The organism is Streptomyces sp. NPDC002868 (assembly GCF_055563295.1).
Window position 1 is genome coordinate 1 of the sequence record NZ_JBVHDR010000007.1, and the last position, 18,836, is coordinate 18,836.

Sequence of the window (18,836 nt, forward strand, 5' to 3'; positions counted from 1 at the left end):
TGTCCCACCCGGGCACCGTCGGCGGCCAGGACATCACCAGCGCGGCCAACGCCACGGTCGGCATGTCCGTCACCCGCCGCGGCTCCACCACGGGCACCCACAGCGGCTCCGTCACCGGCCTCAACGCCACGGTCAACTACGGTGGCGGCGACATCGTCTACGGCATGATCCGCACCAACGTCTGCGCCGAGCCCGGCGACAGCGGCGGCCCGCTCTACTCCGGCAGCAGGGCCATCGGTCTGACCTCCGGCGGCAGCGGCAACTGCTCCTCCGGCGGCACGACGTTCTTCCAGCCGGTCACCGAGGCGCTCAGCGCCTATGGAGTCAGCGTCTACTGACGCACCACCTTCACGGTCGGCAGCAGTCGAGCCCTCGTCCGTATGACAGGACGGGGGCTCGACGTCGCGTCCCCTTTTGAGAGGATGTCAGAGCGGTCGGGCATGGAGGGACGGGGAAGTTGCGGTCAGTGAAACGCATTGGAGTGACCGGCCACCGAGGAATCCCTCCCGAGGCCTACGCCCACATCCGCGCCGGAATGCATGCCGTGCTCTGCGGCCACGACGGCTCGATGGAGGCACTGTCCAGCCTCGCGGCCGGAGCCGATCAGCTCTTCGCGGACATCGCCCTGGCCTGTGGCGCGGAACTGACCGTGGTCATCCCCAGCGGGGACTACGAGGACGGCTTCACGGCCCCCGACGAGCTGGCCCGCTACCAGCGCCTCAAGGGCCGCGCCACCCGGGAGATCAAGCTCGCCTTCCCGTACTCCACCGACGAGGCCTACTACGCGGCAGGCGCCTACATCGCCGACAACTGCGACCGCCTTCTCGCGGTCTGGGACGGCCGTCCCGCCCGCGGCTACGGCGGCACGGCCGACATCGTCCGCTACGCACGCGATCTCGGAAAGCCCGTGACGGTCATCTGGCGCGACGGCCTTGAGCGCCACTGGATCTGATCGCCCATCAACTCCGGTGTCTGACCAGCCAGTCGGTGTGCTGAGGCGAGACGATGCGCTCGGTCTCGTACACCGCTGACGGCCACTCCACATCGCTCACGGTGGTCTCCATCGCCGTATGCATCGCCGCGAGGTCCTCCTCCACCAGCGAGTGGGCCGCGATGAGAGGTTGATGGCGGCGTATCTCGCTCCACGCCAGACACGCGGCCGCCGCCGAGGACAACAGGCCTGCCATCTCGACGGATTCGGCGAGCGAGAAGGTACGCAGCAGCGCGAAGAACAGCGCGAGCAGGGTGAGCAGCCCGATCGAGGCGGACCACAGGACGGTCGCGCGGCGGGATATCTCCTTGCGGCGGTGGTACCAGTTGCGCTGCTCGATCAGCCGGTCCCTGACATACGTCTCCTTGCGGACGCTGAAGGCCTTGGCACGCAGCCGCCGCATGGGTGTGGTGATCAGCTCCCCGGCCGCCACCTCCGGCACGCTCGGGCGCGGGTCCTGCCAGCCGACCTTGGTCAGTTCCCGCAGCCCTTCCTCCATCCGCACGGTGAACAGCTCGTCCGCATCAGTGGAGTTGGAGTCGAAGGGTGCTCCATGGACCGCGTAGCGCCAGCACATCGACTTGATGAACTCCGCTGCGGAGCGGTTGAGTTGCCATTGCGACTTTGCTCTGCGCCTCGATGAGCGGTAGCTGAGGATCAGCACCCCGGCGTACGCCAACACGCTGAGTGCGCCGGGGAGTTGGAAGGTGTCGCCGAGCTTCAGTGACGACGGCAGCGCCGCCAGGGCCGCGCCGGCGATCAGTAGCAGCAGCTGGTAGCGGGTGGCGCCGACGGCCTCGCGCTGGCGCGAGATGGCTATCGCGTCCGTGTGGTGGAAGAGAACCGGCAGATCAGTGTTTCTGAAGACCATGCTTTGCAGTGGGCCGGGAAACACGGTCATGCGCACCCCTGTCTGCAGTTTTGTCTTCACTCTTTAGGCGGAATGGCTTGTTCCGTACTCTCCTGCGAGAATGCGATGCAACTCTTTTGTTCCGTCTCCACGTGCTGAGTTGCTGCGAGTGGCCATGAGAGTAAAGTCGTGCCGCCGGCATCGCAACGGTGCGTGGTATCTGTGCTGGACACAACATCAAGGACGGCCCCCATGACGTTTCAGACCTCCGCGTCCTTCGCGGCTGCGAAGAAGAACCGCGTTCCGCTGGCACAGATCGATGTGCGTAGCACCGATACCGCCAGGAAGCTGGCCCGCGTCCTTCCGGCCGCCGCCGGCCGCACTCTGCGTGCTTCCACGTTCAACTCGGCGCTCTAGACTGGCGGAATGACTGGACCCCTGGTCCCATTCCGCGAGATCGTATTGAAGGTTCACAGCAGATGTGATCTTGCATGTGACCATTGCTATATCTATGAACACGCTGATCAGAGCTGGCGTACCCGCCCAAAGGCAATCTCTGACGATGCGATTTCCTGGACAGCTCTGCGACTGGCCGAGCATGCCAAGAGTCATGCCCTGCCCTCCGTGTCAGTGATCCTGCACGGAGGGGAGCCTCTTCTGGCGGGACCCGCACGACTGCGACGTATCTGCGAGGAGCTGACCGCAGCCCTCGACGGAGTAGCCGAGCTCGACCTCCGGATCCATACGAACGGCTTACAGCTCTCCGCGCGCTACCTGGACCTCTTCAGCGAGTACAACGTCCGGGTCGGGATCTCCCTCGACGGCGACCGAAGTGCGAACGACCGTCATCGCCGCTTCGCAGACGGACGCACCAGCCATCCGCTGGTCCTCAGGGCCGTCGAACTGCTCCGGCAGGAGCGCTACCGCCACCTCTATCTCGGCCTTCTCTGCACGATCGACGTGGCCAACGACCCGATCGCCGTGTATGACGCGCTCACCGAGCTGGAGCCTCCCCTCATCGACTTCCTGCTCCCGCACGCCACCTGGGACGACCCGCCGGCCCGCCCCGACGGATCACCCACCGCGTACGCCGACTGGATCCTCGCCGTCTTCGACCGCTGGGAGTCGCAGGGCAGAAACGTGCCGGTACGGCTCTTCGATTCCGTGCTCTCCACGCTCGGCGGCGGCCCCAGCCTCACCGAATCCCTCGGCCTCGCCCCCACCGACCTCGTCGTCGTCGAGACCGACGGCACCCTGGAGCAGGTCGACTCGCTCAAAAGCGCCTACGAAGGCGCGGCAGCCACCGGATTCGACGTCTTCACGCACCCCTTCGACGACGTCGCCGCCCATCCCGGCGTCAGGGCGCGCCAGCTGGGCCTCGCGGGAGTCAGCGAGACGTGCCGGCAGTGTCCGGTCGTACGGTCGTGCGGCGGCGGGCTCTACACCCACCGCTACAGCTCCGGCAACGGCTTCGACAACACCTCCGTCTACTGCACCGACCTCGAGGCGCTGATCCGGGGCATCGAGCAGCGCACGGCCGCCTCCACGGTGTCGCCGGCGGTCACGGACCCGGGCGTGCTGATGGCCGAACACCAGGACCTGACCCGCACACTGCTCGCCGAACTCCATCAGGAGCTCGACGGGCGGGGCGGCGAGAAGTGGGACGAGGTCTGGCAGCTGGCAGGCGCCCTGGAAGGGCACGCCGATGTGCTCGACGCGGTGTACGGCCATCCGTACACCTGCACCTGGCTGCAGGACACGCTGGCCGCGCTGCGGACGGGGCTGCCGGAGGCGGTCCCACTCGCGCTCCGGCTGGCGTCGTACCTCGCCGCGGCGGTCGTACGAGGCGGGCTCGACCTCCCCGTCCGGATGCCGTACCGGGACGGCAGGCTCTGGCTTCCCACGCTCGGCGAACTGCGGCTGACCGGTCCCGGGGAGCCGGGCGAGGCCGAGGTGCGCCTGGCCGAGAAGGGCTTCCAGGTGCGGGTGGACGGACGTGCGCCGGTGTACGTACGCACCGACGAGGAGAGCGACGGCTGGCGGCCCGTGCGCACGCTCGGCGGCGACGGGGCGCCCGCACTGCGGCTCGACGACCTCGACCCGTACCGCAACTGCTTCGGCGCCCCCGTGCGGGAGCGGCTCGGCGCGGGCGAAGTGGCCGACTGGAGCGAGCGGCTGGCCGGGGCCTGGGAGCTGCTGCGGCAGGCCGCACCCGAACAGGCCACGGAGGCCGCGGACTGTCTGACCACCCTGACGCCGCTGGTCTCGGGAGAGCCGTCCCTGGGCCGGCACGGCTACGGTGCGCTGGGAATCGCGCTGCCCGACAGCCCCGAAGAGCTGGCGCCCGCGCTGCTGCGCGGATTCAGGCGGGCGAAGCTGCACGCGCTGGTCGAGGTCACGGATCTCTATGCACAGGACGGCTGGTGGCGCCACCCGGCGCCCTGGCAGGACGAGCCCGTTGCGGCGTCCGAGCTGCTGGCCGGGGCGTACGAACGAGTGGGCCTCGCGGCCTTCGAACCGGCCGGTGCCGACCAGGTCGAGCGCGCCCTGGAAACCCTGGAGCGCGCGGCGGAGCTGACCGTCAGCGGGCGGCGCCTGCTGGACGAGCTCCGGAAAGAGGCCGGCCGTGGCTGAGGGCGGGCTCGGACGCGGGCTGGCCCAAACGCTGCGCGGGCTGGGCGTACAGGACGGCATGACGCTGCTCGTCCATGCCTCCCTGCGCGCCACCGGGCTGCGCGCGGACACCGTCCGTGACGTGCTGCTGGACGTGCTGGGCGCGGACGGCACGCTGGTGGTGCCCGCGTTCACCATGGAGAACTCCGACACGTCCCACTCGTACCTGGCCCGGGTGCGCGGGATGACACCCGAGCAGGCGGCGGCCTTCCGGGCGGAAATGCCGGCCTTCGAAGCCGCGGCCAGCCCGAGTCAGGGGATGGGCCGGTTGGCCGAGTCCGTGCGCACCGCCGAGGGGGCCGTGCGCAGCGCCCATCCGCAGACTTCTTTCACAGCGCTGGGGCGGCGGGCCGCGGAACTCCTCTCCCCGCATCCGCTGACTTCCCATCTCGGCGAGGACTCACCGCTCGGAGCTCTCTACCGGGCACGGGCCCAGGTGTTGATGATCAATGTGGATTTCGCCGTCTGCACCGCATTCCATCTCGCCGAATATCGCACCGGATCGCCTCTGCGCACCTACCGTTGTGTGGTGCAGCGACCCGGCGGGGGTAAGAAATGGACGGAGTACGAGGACGTCGATCTGGACGACAGCGATTTCGACGCGATCGGCGCCGCCTTCACTTGGGGCATGGAACAGAAGGGACAACTGGGAGGAAGGTCCGCAAGGTTGTTCTCGATCAAGGACGCGGTCGACCATGCGGAGAGCTGGATGACCGAAAAGCGGTGTTGACTGACTGAACGTCGGGGAGATGGAGTGTGTCGGGCTCCGGAATGATTAATTCGCTCGCATCTCTCATCGATGCTGGGTGTCGGGGCGGGCGTTCGCGCAGGACGGGGGTCGTGTGGCAGATTTAGCGCAGCGAGCGGCGGACCATAGGCCGTACTTCTTTCTGAGTTACGCGCACACGCCGCGGTACGGGGCCGGGGGCCCTGACCCGGACATGTGGGTGGAGCGGCTCTTCCGCGATCTGTGCGGCCATGTGATGGCCATGACCGATCTGCCGGCCGGTGCGCCGGCCGGGTTCATGGACCGGGAGATCCGCTCGGGGGAGGGCTGGTCGGAGCGCCTGGGTGAAGTACTGGCCACCTGCCGGGTGTTCGTGCCGCTGTTCTCGCCGCGGTACTTCGCCAGCGAGATGTGCGGCAAGGAGTGGTACGCCTTCGCCCAGCGGGCGATCTACCACCAGGCCAAGAGCAACAGGCCCGCGGAGGCGATCGTGCCCGCGCTGTGGGTGCCGATGCCGCCGGAGCAACTGCCGGGGCCTGCCGAGCGGTTGCAGTTCAACCACCGGGCCTTCGGCGACCGCTACGTCACCGACGGCCTCTATGGGCTGATCAAACTCCGGATATTCGCCGAGGAGTACGAGGCCGCCGTCTATGAACTCGCCAAACGCATTGTCAGCGTCGCCGACACTACGCGCGTCGGCTCGGGCAGTCCCGTCGACTACCGGCAGGCGCCCAGCGCCTTCGGCAAGCCCACCGGCGGCCCCCGCCCGATGCATGTGACCGTCGCTGCGCCCACCAGTCACGAGCTGCCCGAAGGCCGCACACCCGACTACTACGGCAAGCAGTCCCAGGACTGGAATCCGTACCACCCGGACTCGGCACGGCCGTTGGCGTACGTGGCCCAGGACCTGGTGCGCTCGCTCAACTACCAGGCGACGGTCTCCTCGTTCGACCATGAGTCGCCGCCCGACCTGAGCCAGCCGCCCACCCGGCCCGAGATACTTCTCGTCGATCGCTGGGCGCTGGAGGACGAGGACCGGCGCGAGCGGCTCGCCGCCTTCGACGCGGAGCCGCGCCCCTGGGTGAGCGTCGTCGTCCCATGGAACCGCGACGACCCGCAGAGCCGGGTGTCCGAGGCCGAGCTGGTCCAGAAGCTGGAGCGCACGATGCCCCACCAGATGCGCCAGGGCCGGGCCGCGTGCCGGGCCGCCGCCAGAGGCGTGCTCAGCATGGAGGCGTTCGGCCAGATCCTGCCCCAAGTGGTGGAGTCGGCTGCCCAGGAGTATCTGCGGCACGCCGAGGTCTTCCCGCCCGCGGCGCCGCCGCCTCCCGGAGCCCGCTCTTCCGAACGGCCCAGGCTCCGCGGCCCGATGGCCGAGTACGGCACCACCCACTACGTCCCGAACACGCGTGACATCGCCCCCGATGCGGAGGACACGGATGACGGCCAGTCGTGACGGACGCATCGTCACCTTCTATTCGTACAAGGGAGGTACGGGCCGCACGATGGCCCTGGCCAACACGGCCTGGATACTCGCCGCGAACGGCAAGCGGGTCCTGGCGGTCGACTGGGACCTGGAAGCGCCCGGCCTGCACCGCTTCTTCCACCCCTTCCTCGACCCCTCCACGCTCGGCGCCACCACCGGGGTCATCGATCTGATCACCGAGTACGCCTGGGCGGCGACCAGCCCCGAGCCGCGCCGCGACGACTGGCATCTCGACTACGCGCGCATCCAGCCGCACGCCGTCTCCCTCACCCCGGAGAGCCTCGGCTGGGAGTTCCCCGACGGCGGCACACTCGACTTCGTCTCCGCGGGCAAGCAGAACCGCGAGTATTCGGCGACCGTCTCCACCTTCGACTGGGACAACTTCTACGACCGGCTCGGCGGCGGCCATTTCTTCGACGCGCTGCGCGAGGACATGAAGGCCAACTACGACTACGTCCTCATCGACAGCCGTACCGGCCTGAGCGACATCGCCGACATCTGCACCGTCCATCTGCCCGACATCCTCGTCGACTGCTTCACCCTCAGCGACCAGTCCATCGACGGCGCCGCCGCGGTGGCCCGGCAGATTGACGAGCGGTACGGCGGCCGGGGTATCCGGATCTTCCCGGTCCCGATGCGGATCGACGAGGGCGAGAAGGAGAAGGCCGATGCCGGACGCGCGCTGGCCCGGCTGAAGTTCGACCGCTTCCCCACCGGCCTCGCCGGGGAGGACCTCACCGCCTACTGGGGCGCGGTGGAGATTCCGTACCGGCCCTACTACGCCTACGAGGAGACCCTCGCCACCTTCGGCGACGAGGCGGGCCTGACCAACTCCCTGCTCTCCGCCTTCGAACGGCTCACCGCCGTCATCACCAACCAGCGGATCACCTCGATGCCCGCCATCGGCGAAGAGGTCAGGCTCCGGATCAGGGATGCCTTCACCCGCCGCCGGCCCGCCCTGCCCGCCGACCTCTTCCTCAGCTATGTCGCCGAGAACCGCATGTGGGCCGACTGGGTGGAGTCTTTGCTCACCAGGGCCGGCTTCCGGGTCGTGCCGCGCGACGTCTCGGTCGAACGGGACCCGGCCGACCCGGACGAACTCGCCGCGGAGAACGCCGCCCGGACCGTGGTGCTGCTGTCCACCGCATATCTCAAGTCCGCCCGGGCTGTGGAGCTCTGGTCGCGGGCCGCGGCCGAGGACCCCGGCGGCGGCAGGCACCATCTGCTGCCGATCCGGGTCGGCGACGTCCGGCTCACCACCCCGTACATCGACCGCAACCCGGTGGACCTCTTCCGGCTCGACGAGGTGCACGCCACCACCGCGCTGCTGCGCGCGCTGGACCGCCCGGTCCAACTCTCCGACAGCGCCTCGCCGGGGCCGCGCTTCCCCGGGACCGTGCCGAAGATCTGGAACGCACCGCCCCGCAACCCCGGTTTCACCGGACGCTCGGTGGTGCTGGAGCGGATGCGCGACCAGCTCGGCGGCGGAATGGCGGTGGCCGCGGTGCTGCCCCAGCCGCAGACCCTGTACGGACTCGGCGGCGTCGGCAAGACCCAGGTCGCCCTGGAGTACGTCCACCGCTTCATGGCCGACTACGACCTGGTGTGGTGGATCTCCTCCGAGCAGCCCGACGACGTGGTCGCCGGACTCGCCGAACTCGCCGTCCGGCTCGGCGCCCAGGGCAGCGAGGACATGGCGGCCGCCTCGCAGGAGGCCATCGACCTGCTTCGGCGCGGAGTGCCGTCCTCCCGCTGGCTGCTGGTCTTCGACAACGCCGACGACCCCGAGCAGCTCAAGCGGTTCTTCCCGCCGCAGGGGCCCGGGCACATCCTGGTCACCTCCAGGAACCAGACCTGGTCGCAGTACGGGGACGCGCTGCCCGTCGACGTATTCCTGCGCGAGGAGTCCATCGAGCACCTCCAGCGGCGGGCCCGCGGGCTGAGCATCGAGGACGCCGACCAGGTCGCCACCGCCGTCGGCGACCTGCCGCTCGCCGTCGAACAGGCCGCGGCCTGGATCGCGGAGACCGCCACACCCGTCGCCGCGTATCTGGAACAGCTCAAGGAACAGGCCGCAAGCGTCCTCGCGCTCAACCAGCCCCCCGGCTATCCCGAGCCGGTCGCCGCGACCTGGAACGTCTCCATCGAACGGCTCAAGGAGCGCTCGCCCGCCGCGGTGCGCCTCCTCCAGCTCTGCGCCTTCTTCGCCCCCGAGCCGATTTCCGCGAACCTCCTCTACAGCAAGGAGATGATCGACGCGCTCAAGCCGTACGACGCCTCGCTGCAGGAGAAGCTGGTGCTCGGCCGGGTCATCCGGGAGATCGGCCGGTTCGCGCTGGCCAAGGTCGACCAGGTCTCCAACAGCATCCAGGTGCACCGACTGGTACAGGCGGTCATCCGGGCCCAGCTGACCGAACAGGAGCAGCAGGACGCGCGGCACGCCGTCCACCGGGTCCTCGCGGGCGCGCGGCCCGACGACGACGAGCCGATCGACAACCCCGAGACCTGGCCGCGGTTCGCCAGCATCTGGCCGCACCTCGGCACCTCCGAGGCCAGGTTCTGCAAGGAGCCCGAGACACGCCGGCTGATGATCGACCGGGTGCGCTATCTGTGGAAGCGCGGCGACCTGAACGCGGCGTACACGCTCGCCGACGAACTGCGCGAGATCTGGCGCGAGATGCTGGGCAATGACGATCTGCAGTATCTCTATCTCCGCTTCCACCTCTCCAACATCCTTCGCTCGCAAGGCCGTTATGTGGAGGCCAAGGAGCTGGACGAGGTGACCCTGGAGCGTCAGCAGGCGGTGCTGGGTACCTCCCATCCGCATACGTACATGACCACCAGCGGTCTCGCGATGGACCTGGGCACCCTCGGCCAGTACGGCAGGGCGATGGAGCTGGCGACCGAGGCGCACGAGGGATTCAGCCAGATCTTCCACGAGTCCCATCCGCGTACGCTCGCGGCAGCCAACAACCTGGCGCTGAATCTGCGCATGGTCGGCCAGTACGCGCGAGCCCGCGAGATCGACCAGGAGGTCTTCGACCGGCGCACCGAAGTACTCGGCCCGGAGCATCCGTACACCCTCTCCTCGGCCATGAACCTCTCCCGTGACCTGCGGGAGGTCGGACGGTATGAGGACTCGGTCGCGCTGCTCAGCCGGACGTACGACCTCTACAAGGAGCAGCTCGGCCGCGCCTTCCCGGGCACGCTGGCGGCGGCCAAGAGCCTCGCCGTCTCGCTGCGCAGGGCCGGGCGGATCGAGGACGCGCGGCGGCTGACGACTGCCACCCGCAACCGCTATCGCGCCAAGTACACATCGGCCAACCCGGACCTGCTCGCCTGCGATCTGAATCTGGCGGCCGACCTGTTCGCGGCGGGGGAGCCGGTCGCGGCGCGGGATCTGGCGCAGGAAGTCGTCGACCAGTACATGAGGGTGCCGGGGGAGCGGCACCCGTACACCCTCGCCGCCGTCAACAACCTGGGCATCTTCCAGTGGGGCTGTGGCGCTCCGGAGGCCTCGGAACAGCTGCTGGTGAAGGCGTCCAGGACGATGCGGGAGGTCCTGGGCGAGAACCATCCGCACGCCCTGTACAGCACCATCAACCTCGCCAACGCGCTTGCGGATCTGGGCGGTCTGGAGGAGGCGCTGGAAATCGAGCAGCGGACCGTGAGCCGACTGCGCGAGGTGCTGGGCTCGCACCATCCCGAGGTGCTCGGCATCGTCTCCAACATGTCCGTCACACTCGGCCTGCTCGGCCGCAAGGACGAGGCGGCGCATGTGCGGGCGGAGACTGTGGTGGAGTTGCAGCGACTGCTGGGTGAGGAGCATGCGCTGACAAGGATCGCGCGGGACGAGCGCAGGGTGCACCGCGATCTGGAGCCGCTTTCCGTCTGACCCTGGGGCTCCGCCCCGGGCCCGCGCCTCAAACGCCGGCGGGGCTGAATTCTGGGGCTCCGCCCCAGACCCGGGTCCTCAATCGCCGGACGGGCTTGAAATTCAAGCCCGTCCGGCGATTGAGGACGAACCGGCTACCGGACGGCCCCGGTCCCCCGGTCACCTCTCCAGCAGCCACGTCAGGATCCGCGGCAGCGCATGCAGCGCGTCGAAGTGCGCGGCGGTCGGTTCGAGTACGGCCGTCGCGCCGGGGATGCGCTGCGCCAGCCAGCGGGAGTGGCCCACGGGTGAGAAGACGTCCTTCTCGCCGTGCCAGAGCATCACCGGGCCCTTGATGTCGGCGGGGTCGAAGCCCCAGGGGCTGCAGAAGGCGAGTGCGTCGTCGATCCAGCCGTACGCGGAAGTACGCAGCGCCTCCTGGTAGTTGCGAAGCAGCATGGACCTGACGCCCGCGTCCGACACCACCATCCGGTCGGATTCGGTCAGCTCCCTGCGCAGATCGTCGAGCAGCCGGACCGGGTCCTTCCTGATCTCGGCGGAGCGCAGGATGAACCGCTCGGTCAGCCCTGCCGGGTCGTCCGACGCGCTGGTGTACTCCAGGACATTGGACGCGGCCATGCCCTCGAACCAGTCGAGTCCGTCGGCGTCCCTGGGCGCGAGCGTCACCAGAGCGGCGGTACGGGTGATCCGCTCCGGCATGAGGGCCGCGCAGGCCAGCGCGTGCGGTGCGCCGCCCGAGCGGCCCACCACGGCGAACCGCTCCAGGTCGAGCTCGTCGGCGATCGCCCGTACGTCCTGGGCGACATCGGCGACGCTGCGTCCCGCCAGCCGGTCCGAACCGCCGTAGCCGGGGCGGTCGTACGCGATCAGCTGTGTGCCGCGCTGGTACAGCACCATGCCGCGCGGCGCCGGGCCCAGCCTGCTGCCGGGGGTGCCGTGCAGCAGGAACACCGGTCTGCCGCGCGGATCGCCCAGCCGTTCCACCATCAGATGCCGCCCGTCCGCCACGCGCATCCGACGTCGCACTCCCGAGCCCCCTTCGCCGTAAGTGCCCCGTGCAGGCATGTGAGCCTTGGCATTCCCCACCGATTCGATGATTACCCATCAAGGCCCTGACCGGGACTGCCTTTGTAGTCATTTGGGGGTTACCGTCGAAGAGGTACGTGCAGGCGCGTCCACATCGCACCCCAGGGGGCCGTGATGGTTGAGGCACTGGTGACGGCCGGCGTGGCCGTAGCGTCCGCGGGCGTCGTCTATGTGATGGCGGCGGCCCGGGTGGTCAAGCAGTACGAGCGGGGTGTGGTCTTCCGGCTCGGAAGGCTCAAGTCCTCGGTACGCGGCCCGGGTTTCACTCTGATCGTGCCCTTCGTGGACCGGCTGCGTAAGGTCAATATGCAGATCGTGACCATGCCGGTGCCCGCGCAGGACGGCATCACGCGGGACAACGTGACGGTGCGGGTCGACGCGGTGATCTATTTCAAGGTCGTCGACGCCGCCGATGCCGTCGTACAGGTGGAGGACTACCGGTTCGCGGTCTCGCAGATGGCACAGACGTCGTTGCGGTCGATCATCGGCAAGAGCGATCTGGACGATCTGCTGTCGAACCGCGAAAAGCTCAATCAGGGGCTGGAGTTGATGATCGACAGTCCGGCGATCGGCTGGGGCGTGCAGATCGACCGGGTGGAGATCAAGGACGTCTCGCTGCCCGAGACGATGAAGCGGTCGATGGCGCGGCAGGCGGAGGCGGACCGTGAGCGGCGGGCCCGGGTCATCAACGCGGACGCGGAGTTGCAGGCATCCAAGAAGCTGGCGGAGGCGGCCGGGGTGATGTCGGAGCAGCCCGCTGCGCTTCAGCTGCGGCTGCTCCAGACCGTGGTAGCCGTCGCGGCGGAGAAGAACTCGACGCTGGTGCTGCCCTTCCCGGTGGAGCTGCTGCGGTTCCTGGAACGGGCCCAGCAGCCGCTGCCGCCCGCGGAACCCCGTCCCGCGGAGACGAAAACAGGACAGGACTAGTCCTTACGCGCTGCCCATGGTCTGGTTGCACGCGGTGTTCGCAAACGAAACCCACCAGTGGGGACGCTTCCTGTGAAGGCACTGTGAACGCACCCGCGTTGTCGTGTGCGCGTCCTGAAGTCGACCTTGTGTGCTACCGATCGGTATCGGAATAGTGGGCGCCCCATCCTCCGTGTCCTGGCACCCCACTTGCCCGGACACGGCCCCCACAGGAGGTCGATGTTGAAGCACCGACGCATGCCCAAAAGGAAAGCGGCGATCGCAGGCGGCGCGGTCGTCGCGCTGGTGGCCGCGGGCCTCACCTTCCAGAGTGCGAACGCCAGTGACGACACTGACCAGTTCGTCGCCAAGACGCTGTCCGCGGTAGCGGCCGGAAACCTTGCTTCCACCCTCAGCAAGGATCTGGGCACCGACGCGGCCGGTACGTACTACGACGCCGACACCAAGGCCCTCGTGGTGAACGTCGTCGACGAGACGGCCGCCGAGACCGTGCGCAAGGCGGGCGGCAAGGCCAGAATCGTGGAGAACACCCTCGCCGAGTTGAAGACCGCCCGGCAGACCCTCACCGTCAAGGCGACCATCCCCGGCACCTCCTGGGCCGTCGACCCGGTCACCAACAGGGTCGTCGTCACCGCCGACCGTACGGTCAAGGGCGCGGCGTGGGACAAGCTCAGCCAGGTCGTCAAGGGCCTTGGCGGCAAGGCCGAACTGAAGAAGTCCGCCGGGGAGTTCAAGCCCCTGATCGCGGGCGGCGACGCCATCCACTCCGGCGGCGGACGCTGTTCGCTCGGCTTCAACGTGGTCAAGGACGGCGAGCCGCACTTCATCACTGCCGGACACTGCGGGCAGGCCGGCAGCGAGTGGTCCGACTCGGCGGGCGGCGCGGCGATCGGCTCGATGGTCGACTCGCAGTTCCCCGAGAACGACTTCGCGCTCGTCAAGTACAGCGGCAGCACCGAGCACCCGAGCGAGGTCAACCTCTACAACGGCAGCTCGCAGGCGATCACCAAGGCGGGTGAGGCGACTGTCGGCATGCAGGTGCAGCGCAGTGGCTCCACCACCCAGGTGCACGACGGTGAGGTCACCGGGCTCGACGCCACCGTGAACTACGGCAACGGCGACATCGTCAACGGTCTCATCCAGACCACGGTCTGCGCCGAGCCGGGCGACAGCGGCGGCTCGCTCTTCGCGGGCGACACCGCGATCGGTCTGACCTCGGGCGGCAGCGGTGACTGCTCCTCGGGCGGCGAGACCTTCTTCCAGCCGGTGCCGGAAGCACTGAGCGCGTTCGGAGCCGAGATCGGCTGACGGCTCCCTCGTCTCTTTCCGGTCCGGCCCGCCATGGACAGCTCCATGGCGGGCCGGACCTCTTTTTCTACGTCCTTGATCGCGTCGAAGAAGCCTTGCGTCCGGTGTTCATGCAGGTGGGGCGGGGTCGAATGGCTGATGCGCGACGTGTCGCACGAATGTTCGAAACTTGGTCTATGGTGGAGGTGGGGGAGGTGAGACGGACTGATCCAGGAGGTGCGGGTGCCCGGGTTCACGCATCTGCACACCGTTTCCGGGTTCTCCCTGCGATACGGGGCCTCGCACCCGGAGCGGCTTGCCGAGTGCGCCGCCGAGCGAGGCATGGACGCCCTCGCGCTGACCGACCGCGACACCGTCGCGGGCACGGTCCGCTTCGCGAAGGCCTGTGCCGAGGCCGGAGTACGGCCGCTGTTCGGGGTGGACCTCGCTGTCGGTGAGCGGGCGCGCAAGGAGGGGCCCACCGAGCGGCGGCGCACCCCGGTGCGCGGCGGCGCGTTCGTGGACGAGTCCGCTCCCCGTACGGTCTTCCTCGCCCGGTCCCGCGAGGGCTGGGCCGAGCTCTGCCGGCTGGTGACCGCCGCCCACGCGGCGGACGACGGCGGCCCGCTGCTGTCCTGGGACGACAACCACGGCGAGGGGCTGACCGCGCTGCTCGGCCCCGCCTCCGAGATCGGCCGGGCGCTGTCCGCCGGCCGTCCCGACCGCGCGGCGAAGCTGCTCGTGCCCTGGCAGGAGCGCTACGGCGACCGGCTGCGCCTGGAAGTCGTGCACCACGGCCTCATGGGCACCGGACCCGGCTCGCTGCGGCACGCCGCCCGCACCCTCGGCTTCGCCGCCGAACAGGGCGTGCGGGCCGTGCTCACCAATGCCGTCCGGTACGCCGACCCGGGCCGGGGCCCGGTCGCCGACGTCCTCGACGCCGCCCGCCGGCTCGTACCCATAGACCCGCACAAGGGCCTCGACAGCGGGGAGCGCTGGCTCAAGGAACCGGCCGAGATGGCCCGTACCGCCGAGCGGGTCGCCGAGGCCGCCGGCTTCCGGCGCGACACCGCACACCGGCTGCTCGCCATGACGGAGGAGACGGCGGCCGAGTGCCTGGTCGACGCCGAGGACGATCTGGGGATCGGCGCCGTCCACTTCCCGGAGCCGCATCTGGTCGGCGCCGGGCGCCGCACCCCGCAGCGGGTGCTCGCCTCCCGCGCCGCCGCCGCGATGGTGCTGCGCGGCTACGACGGCCGCCGTGAGTACTGGGAGCGGATGCACCACGAGCTGGACATCATCGCGTACTACGGCTACGCCTCGTACTTCCTGACGGTCGCTCAAGTCGTCGACGACGTGAAGAAGATGGGCATCAGGGTCGCGGCGCGCGGCTCCGGCGCCGGCTCGCTCGTCAACCATCTCCTCGGCATCGCGCACGCCGACCCCGTCGAGCACGGGCTGCTGATGGAGCGCTTCCTCTCCACCCGGCGCTCCGTGCTGCCCGACATCGACATCGATGTGGAGTCCGCCCGCCGGCTCGAGGTCTACCGCGCGATCATCGGCCGCTTCGGCGAGGAGCGGGTCGCGACCGTCGCCATGCCCGAGACCTACCGGGTGCGCCATGCGGTACGGGACGTGGGCGCCGCGCTCTCCATGGACCCCGCCGAGATCGACAGGATCGCCAAGTCCTTCCCGCACATCCGCGCCCGCGACGCGCGTGCCGCCATGGAGGAGTTGCCCGAACTGCGCCAACTGGCAGGGGAGCTTCAGCGGGAAGGGGACAAGTACGGACGGCTGTGGGAGCTGGTCGAGGCGCTGGACGCGCTGCCGCGCGGGGTCGCCATGCACCCGTGCGGGGTGCTGCTCTCGGACGCCACGCTCCTCGCGCGTACGCCGGTGGTGCCCACCAGCGGCGAGGGCTTCCCCATGTCGCAGTTCGACAAGGACGACGTGGAGGACCTCGGGCTGCTCAAGCTCGACGTCCTGGGGGTGCGGATGCAGTCGGCGATGGCACACGCGGTCGCCGAGCTGCGGCGGGCGACGGGGGAGGAGCTCGACCTCGACGACCCGGAGCAGGTGGAGCCGGACGACCCGGCGACGTATCAACTCATCAAGTCCACCGAGACGCTGGGCTGCTTCCAGATCGAGTCGCCGGGCCAGCGCGACCTGGTCGGCCGGCTGCAGCCTTCCACCTTTGGTGATCTGGTCGTCGACATCTCGCTCTTCAGGCCGGGGCCGGTCGCCGCCGACATGGTGCGGCCGTTCATCGAGGCCAGACACGGCCGGGCGCCCGTCCGGTATCCGCATCCGGATCTGGAGGGGCCGCTGAAGGAGACGTACGGAGTGGTCGTCTTCCATGAGCAGATCATCGAGATGGTGAACATCATGACCGGCTGCGGCCGGGGCGAGGCCGACCGGGTGCGGCGCGGGCTCTCCCACCCCGAGTCGCAGGGGAAGATCAAGGTCTGGTTCGCGCAGCACGCGGAGGCCAGGGGGTACGGACCCGAAGTGATCGCCCGTACCTGGGAGATCATCGAAGCCTTCGGCTCGTACGGCTTCTGCAAGGCGCACGCGGTGGCCTTCGCGGTGCCGACGTACCAGTCGGCGTGGCTCAAGGCGCACCACCCGGCGGCCTTCTACGCCGGGCTGCTCACGCACGACCCCGGGATGTACCCGAAGCGGCTGCTGCTGGCGGACGCGCGGCGGCGCGGGGTGCCGGTACTGCCGCTGGATGTGAACCGGTCGGCGGCCACTCATCGAATCGAACTGGTGTCCGGTACTCCTGATCGGTGGGGGCTGCGGCTCGCCCTCTCGGACGTCCATGGCATCAGCGAGGCCGAGACCGCGCGGATCGAGGCCGGGCAGCCCTACTCCTCGCTGCTGGACTTCTGGCAGCGGGCCCGTCCCCGGCGTCCGGTCGCCGAACGGCTCGCCCAGGTGGGCGCGTTGGACGACTTCGGCGCGAACCGCCGCGACCTGCTGCTGCACCTCGCCGAACTCCACCGCGGGCAGCGCGGTTCGGGATCCGGTTCACGGGCGGGCTCGGGGCCGTACGGCAGTCAACTCCCCCTGGGCGACGGGCAGAAGACCGCCCCGGTCGGACTCCCCGACCTCGGCGACGCGGAACGCCTCAGCGCCGAGCTCGGTGTCCTCGGCATGGACGCGTCCCGCCATCTGATGGGGGATCACCATGCCTTCCTCAAAGAGCTCGGAGTGGTCTCGGCGCAGCGGCTGCGCGCGGCGCGGCACGGGCAGACAGTGCTGGTCGCGGGCGCGAAGGCGGCCACCCAGACACCGCCGATCAGGTTCGGCAAGCGGGTCATCTTCACCACGCTCGACGACGGCACGGGCCTGGTCGACCTCGCCTTCTTCGACGACAGTCATGCCGCGTGCGCGCATACCGTCTTCCACTCCTGGCTGCTGCTGGTACGCGGGGTGGTGCAGCGGCGCGGGCCGCGCAGCCTCAGCGTGGTCGGCGCGGCGGCCTGGAATCTGGCGGAGCTGGTGGAGCTGCGGCGTACGGGCGGGCTCGACGCGGTCGCGGCGCGGCTGGCGGAAGTCCCGGAGAAGGAGGGGCCGGCCGAGGCGCCGGCCGACAGCGGCCGCCGGATCCAGCTGTCGACGGGCTATGAGCTGAATCCCTGGGCGGACCTCCAGCCGCCGGGTGAGGGGACCCCGACCGGACGGAAGTTGTGGCACCAGAGTCCGGGGAGCGCGGGATGATCCTCTGCGTACGCTTCCGACTGGCCCCGGCGCATGAGGCGGGCGGGGTCGAGGCGGCGCTGCCCGCGCTGCTCGGCCTGGCCGAGGACATCAGCCCCGTCGTGCAGGCGCTCCCGCCCGACGCCGCGCTCATCGATGTCCGGGGCGCCGAACGGTACTTCGGGCGGGACGCGGCCCAGCTCGCCGCGCTGCTGCGGGTGCGGGCGCTCGCGCACTGCGGGGTGGACTGCGCGATCGGGGCGGGCCCGAGCCCGATGCTGGCCAGGATGGCGGCGCGGGAGGCAGTGCCCGGGACGACCCTGGTGGTGACGGACGACGAGACGGCCGGTTTCCTGGCCGGCAAGCCGGTCGCCGCGCTGGACGGCGTCGGGACGGCGACGGCCCGCACGCTGTGCGCGTACGGCCTGGACTGCGTCGGCCGCGTGGCCGAAGCGCCGCTCGCCGTGCTCCAGCGGATCGTCGGCGCGCGGGCCGGGCGCGAGCTGTGGGAGCGGGCTCACGGCATCGACCGCACGCCGGTCGTCCCGAACGCCGCGGCCCGCTCGATCGCCGCCGAACGGGCTTTCGACCGGGACGAGTTGGACCCCGTACGGCACCGCAGGGCGCTGCTCTCGATCGCCGAGGAACTGGGGCTGAGGATGCGCGCCGAGGGCCAGGTGTGCCGCTCCCTGACCCTCACCGTGCGGTACGCCGACCGGTCCACGACCACGCGGGCGCGCACCCTGCGCGAGCCGACCGCCCACTCCGCGGCGCTCACCGGTGTCGCGTACCGGATCCATGAGTCGCTCGGCCTGCAGCGTGCCCGGGTGCGGAGCCTGTCGCTGCGTGCCGAGGACCTGACGCCGGTCGAACGGGCCGCCCGGCAGCTGACGTTCGACCCGGCGGACGAGCGGGCGCGCAGGATCGAGGCGGTGGCGGACCGGGCGCGGGCGAAGTTCGGGCCGCGGGCGGTGGTTCCGGGCTCACTCGCCGCGTAGATCTGCTCTGCGCGGCGCCCGCGCAGAGGGTCCGTACAAGATGTCGCTGCGCCCCGAGACCTCGGATGGGTCTCGGGGCAGTCGCGTGTCTGCATGCCTCAGCCTCTCCAACGGATCTGTCTGTACGTGCTGGTTGGTATGCACCACCGTTGGTGAACTCACAAGATCCACACAGAAAATGATCTTCCATGTCCACATCAAGAACGTAATTTGA

The 18,836-nt window shown here is 69.6% G+C and carries 13 protein-coding genes; 11 read left to right on the top strand and 2 right to left on the bottom strand.

Going from position 1 to position 18,836, the window contains the following annotated elements:
• Positions 1-338: S1 family peptidase (locus tag ACZ3H8_RS21365; RefSeq protein WP_467404105.1), on the top strand; the 338-nt coding region annotated here is incomplete at its 5' end.
• 128 nt (positions 339-466) lie between these two features.
• Positions 467-952: a hypothetical protein gene (locus tag ACZ3H8_RS21370; RefSeq protein ID WP_467404107.1), complete on the top strand. Its 486-nt coding sequence runs from the start codon at positions 467-469 to the stop codon at positions 950-952.
• Positions 953-959: 7 nt separating this feature from the next.
• Here ACZ3H8_RS21370 and ACZ3H8_RS21375 read toward each other — a convergent pair whose 3' ends face one another.
• On the bottom strand, positions 960-1,862 hold the full coding sequence (locus ACZ3H8_RS21375) for a DUF4231 domain-containing protein (protein WP_467404108.1): 903 nt from the start codon (positions 1,860-1,862) through the stop codon (positions 960-962).
• A 231-nt stretch (positions 1,863-2,093) separates the two neighbouring features.
• On the opposite strand from ACZ3H8_RS21375, the gene fxsA reads away from it, so the two are divergent.
• The 5 genes from fxsA (at position 2,094) to fxsT (ending at position 10,622) form a co-directional block, all read left to right on the top strand.
• Positions 2,094-2,258: an FxSxx-COOH cyclophane-containing RiPP peptide gene (gene fxsA, locus ACZ3H8_RS21380; protein WP_389193415.1), complete on the top strand. Its 165-nt coding sequence runs from the start codon at positions 2,094-2,096 to the stop codon at positions 2,256-2,258.
• Between the two features lie 9 nt (positions 2,259-2,267).
• Positions 2,268-4,475 carry a radical SAM/SPASM protein FxsBH, inactivated beta-hydroxylase extension form gene (gene fxsBH, locus ACZ3H8_RS21385; protein ID WP_467404111.1) on the top strand — a complete coding sequence of 736 codons (2,208 nt, stop codon included), beginning with the start codon at positions 2,268-2,270 and terminating at the stop codon, positions 4,473-4,475.
• A gap of 58 nt (positions 4,476-4,533) precedes the next feature.
• Positions 4,534-5,244 (top strand): AAC(3) family N-acetyltransferase, encoded by a 711-nt coding sequence (locus ACZ3H8_RS21390; RefSeq protein ID WP_467404764.1) that lies wholly within the window; start codon positions 4,534-4,536, stop codon positions 5,242-5,244.
• Positions 5,245-5,356: 112 nt separating this feature from the next.
• Entirely contained in the window at positions 5,357-6,697 is a 1,341-nt protein-coding gene (locus ACZ3H8_RS21395) for a TIR-like protein FxsC (protein ID WP_398989336.1), read from the top strand.
• A complete protein-coding gene (fxsT, locus tag ACZ3H8_RS21400; protein WP_467404115.1) occupies positions 6,681-10,622 on the top strand; it encodes an FxSxx-COOH system tetratricopeptide repeat protein in 3,942 nt (1,313 codons plus the stop codon). The genes ACZ3H8_RS21395 and fxsT overlap by 17 nt, the downstream gene beginning before the upstream one ends.
• 159 nt (positions 10,623-10,781) lie before the next feature.
• Here the strand turns inward: fxsT and ACZ3H8_RS21405 are convergent, their stop codons facing one another.
• Complete coding sequence (locus tag ACZ3H8_RS21405) at positions 10,782-11,636, bottom strand: alpha/beta fold hydrolase (RefSeq protein ID WP_398989742.1); 855 nt, start codon at positions 11,634-11,636, stop codon at positions 10,782-10,784.
• 186 nt (positions 11,637-11,822) lie between these two features.
• On the opposite strand from ACZ3H8_RS21405, the gene ACZ3H8_RS21410 reads away from it, so the two are divergent.
• The 4 genes from ACZ3H8_RS21410 (at position 11,823) to ACZ3H8_RS21425 (ending at position 18,622) form a co-directional block, all read left to right on the top strand.
• Positions 11,823-12,635, top strand: a complete 813-nt coding sequence (locus ACZ3H8_RS21410) for a slipin family protein (RefSeq protein WP_467404118.1) — start codon at positions 11,823-11,825, stop codon at positions 12,633-12,635.
• Positions 12,636-12,857: 222 nt separating this feature from the next.
• Positions 12,858-13,943 (top strand): S1 family peptidase, encoded by a 1,086-nt coding sequence (locus ACZ3H8_RS21415; protein WP_467404766.1) that lies wholly within the window; start codon positions 12,858-12,860, stop codon positions 13,941-13,943.
• A 222-nt stretch (positions 13,944-14,165) separates the two neighbouring features.
• Complete coding sequence (locus ACZ3H8_RS21420; RefSeq protein ID WP_467404119.1) at positions 14,166-17,645, top strand: DNA polymerase III subunit alpha; 3,480 nt, start codon at positions 14,166-14,168, stop codon at positions 17,643-17,645.
• Positions 17,642-18,622: a DNA polymerase Y family protein gene (locus ACZ3H8_RS21425; RefSeq protein WP_467404121.1), complete on the top strand. Its 981-nt coding sequence runs from the start codon at positions 17,642-17,644 to the stop codon at positions 18,620-18,622. The genes ACZ3H8_RS21420 and ACZ3H8_RS21425 overlap by 4 nt, the downstream gene beginning before the upstream one ends.
• The last annotated feature ends 214 nt before the right edge of the window (positions 18,623-18,836 follow it).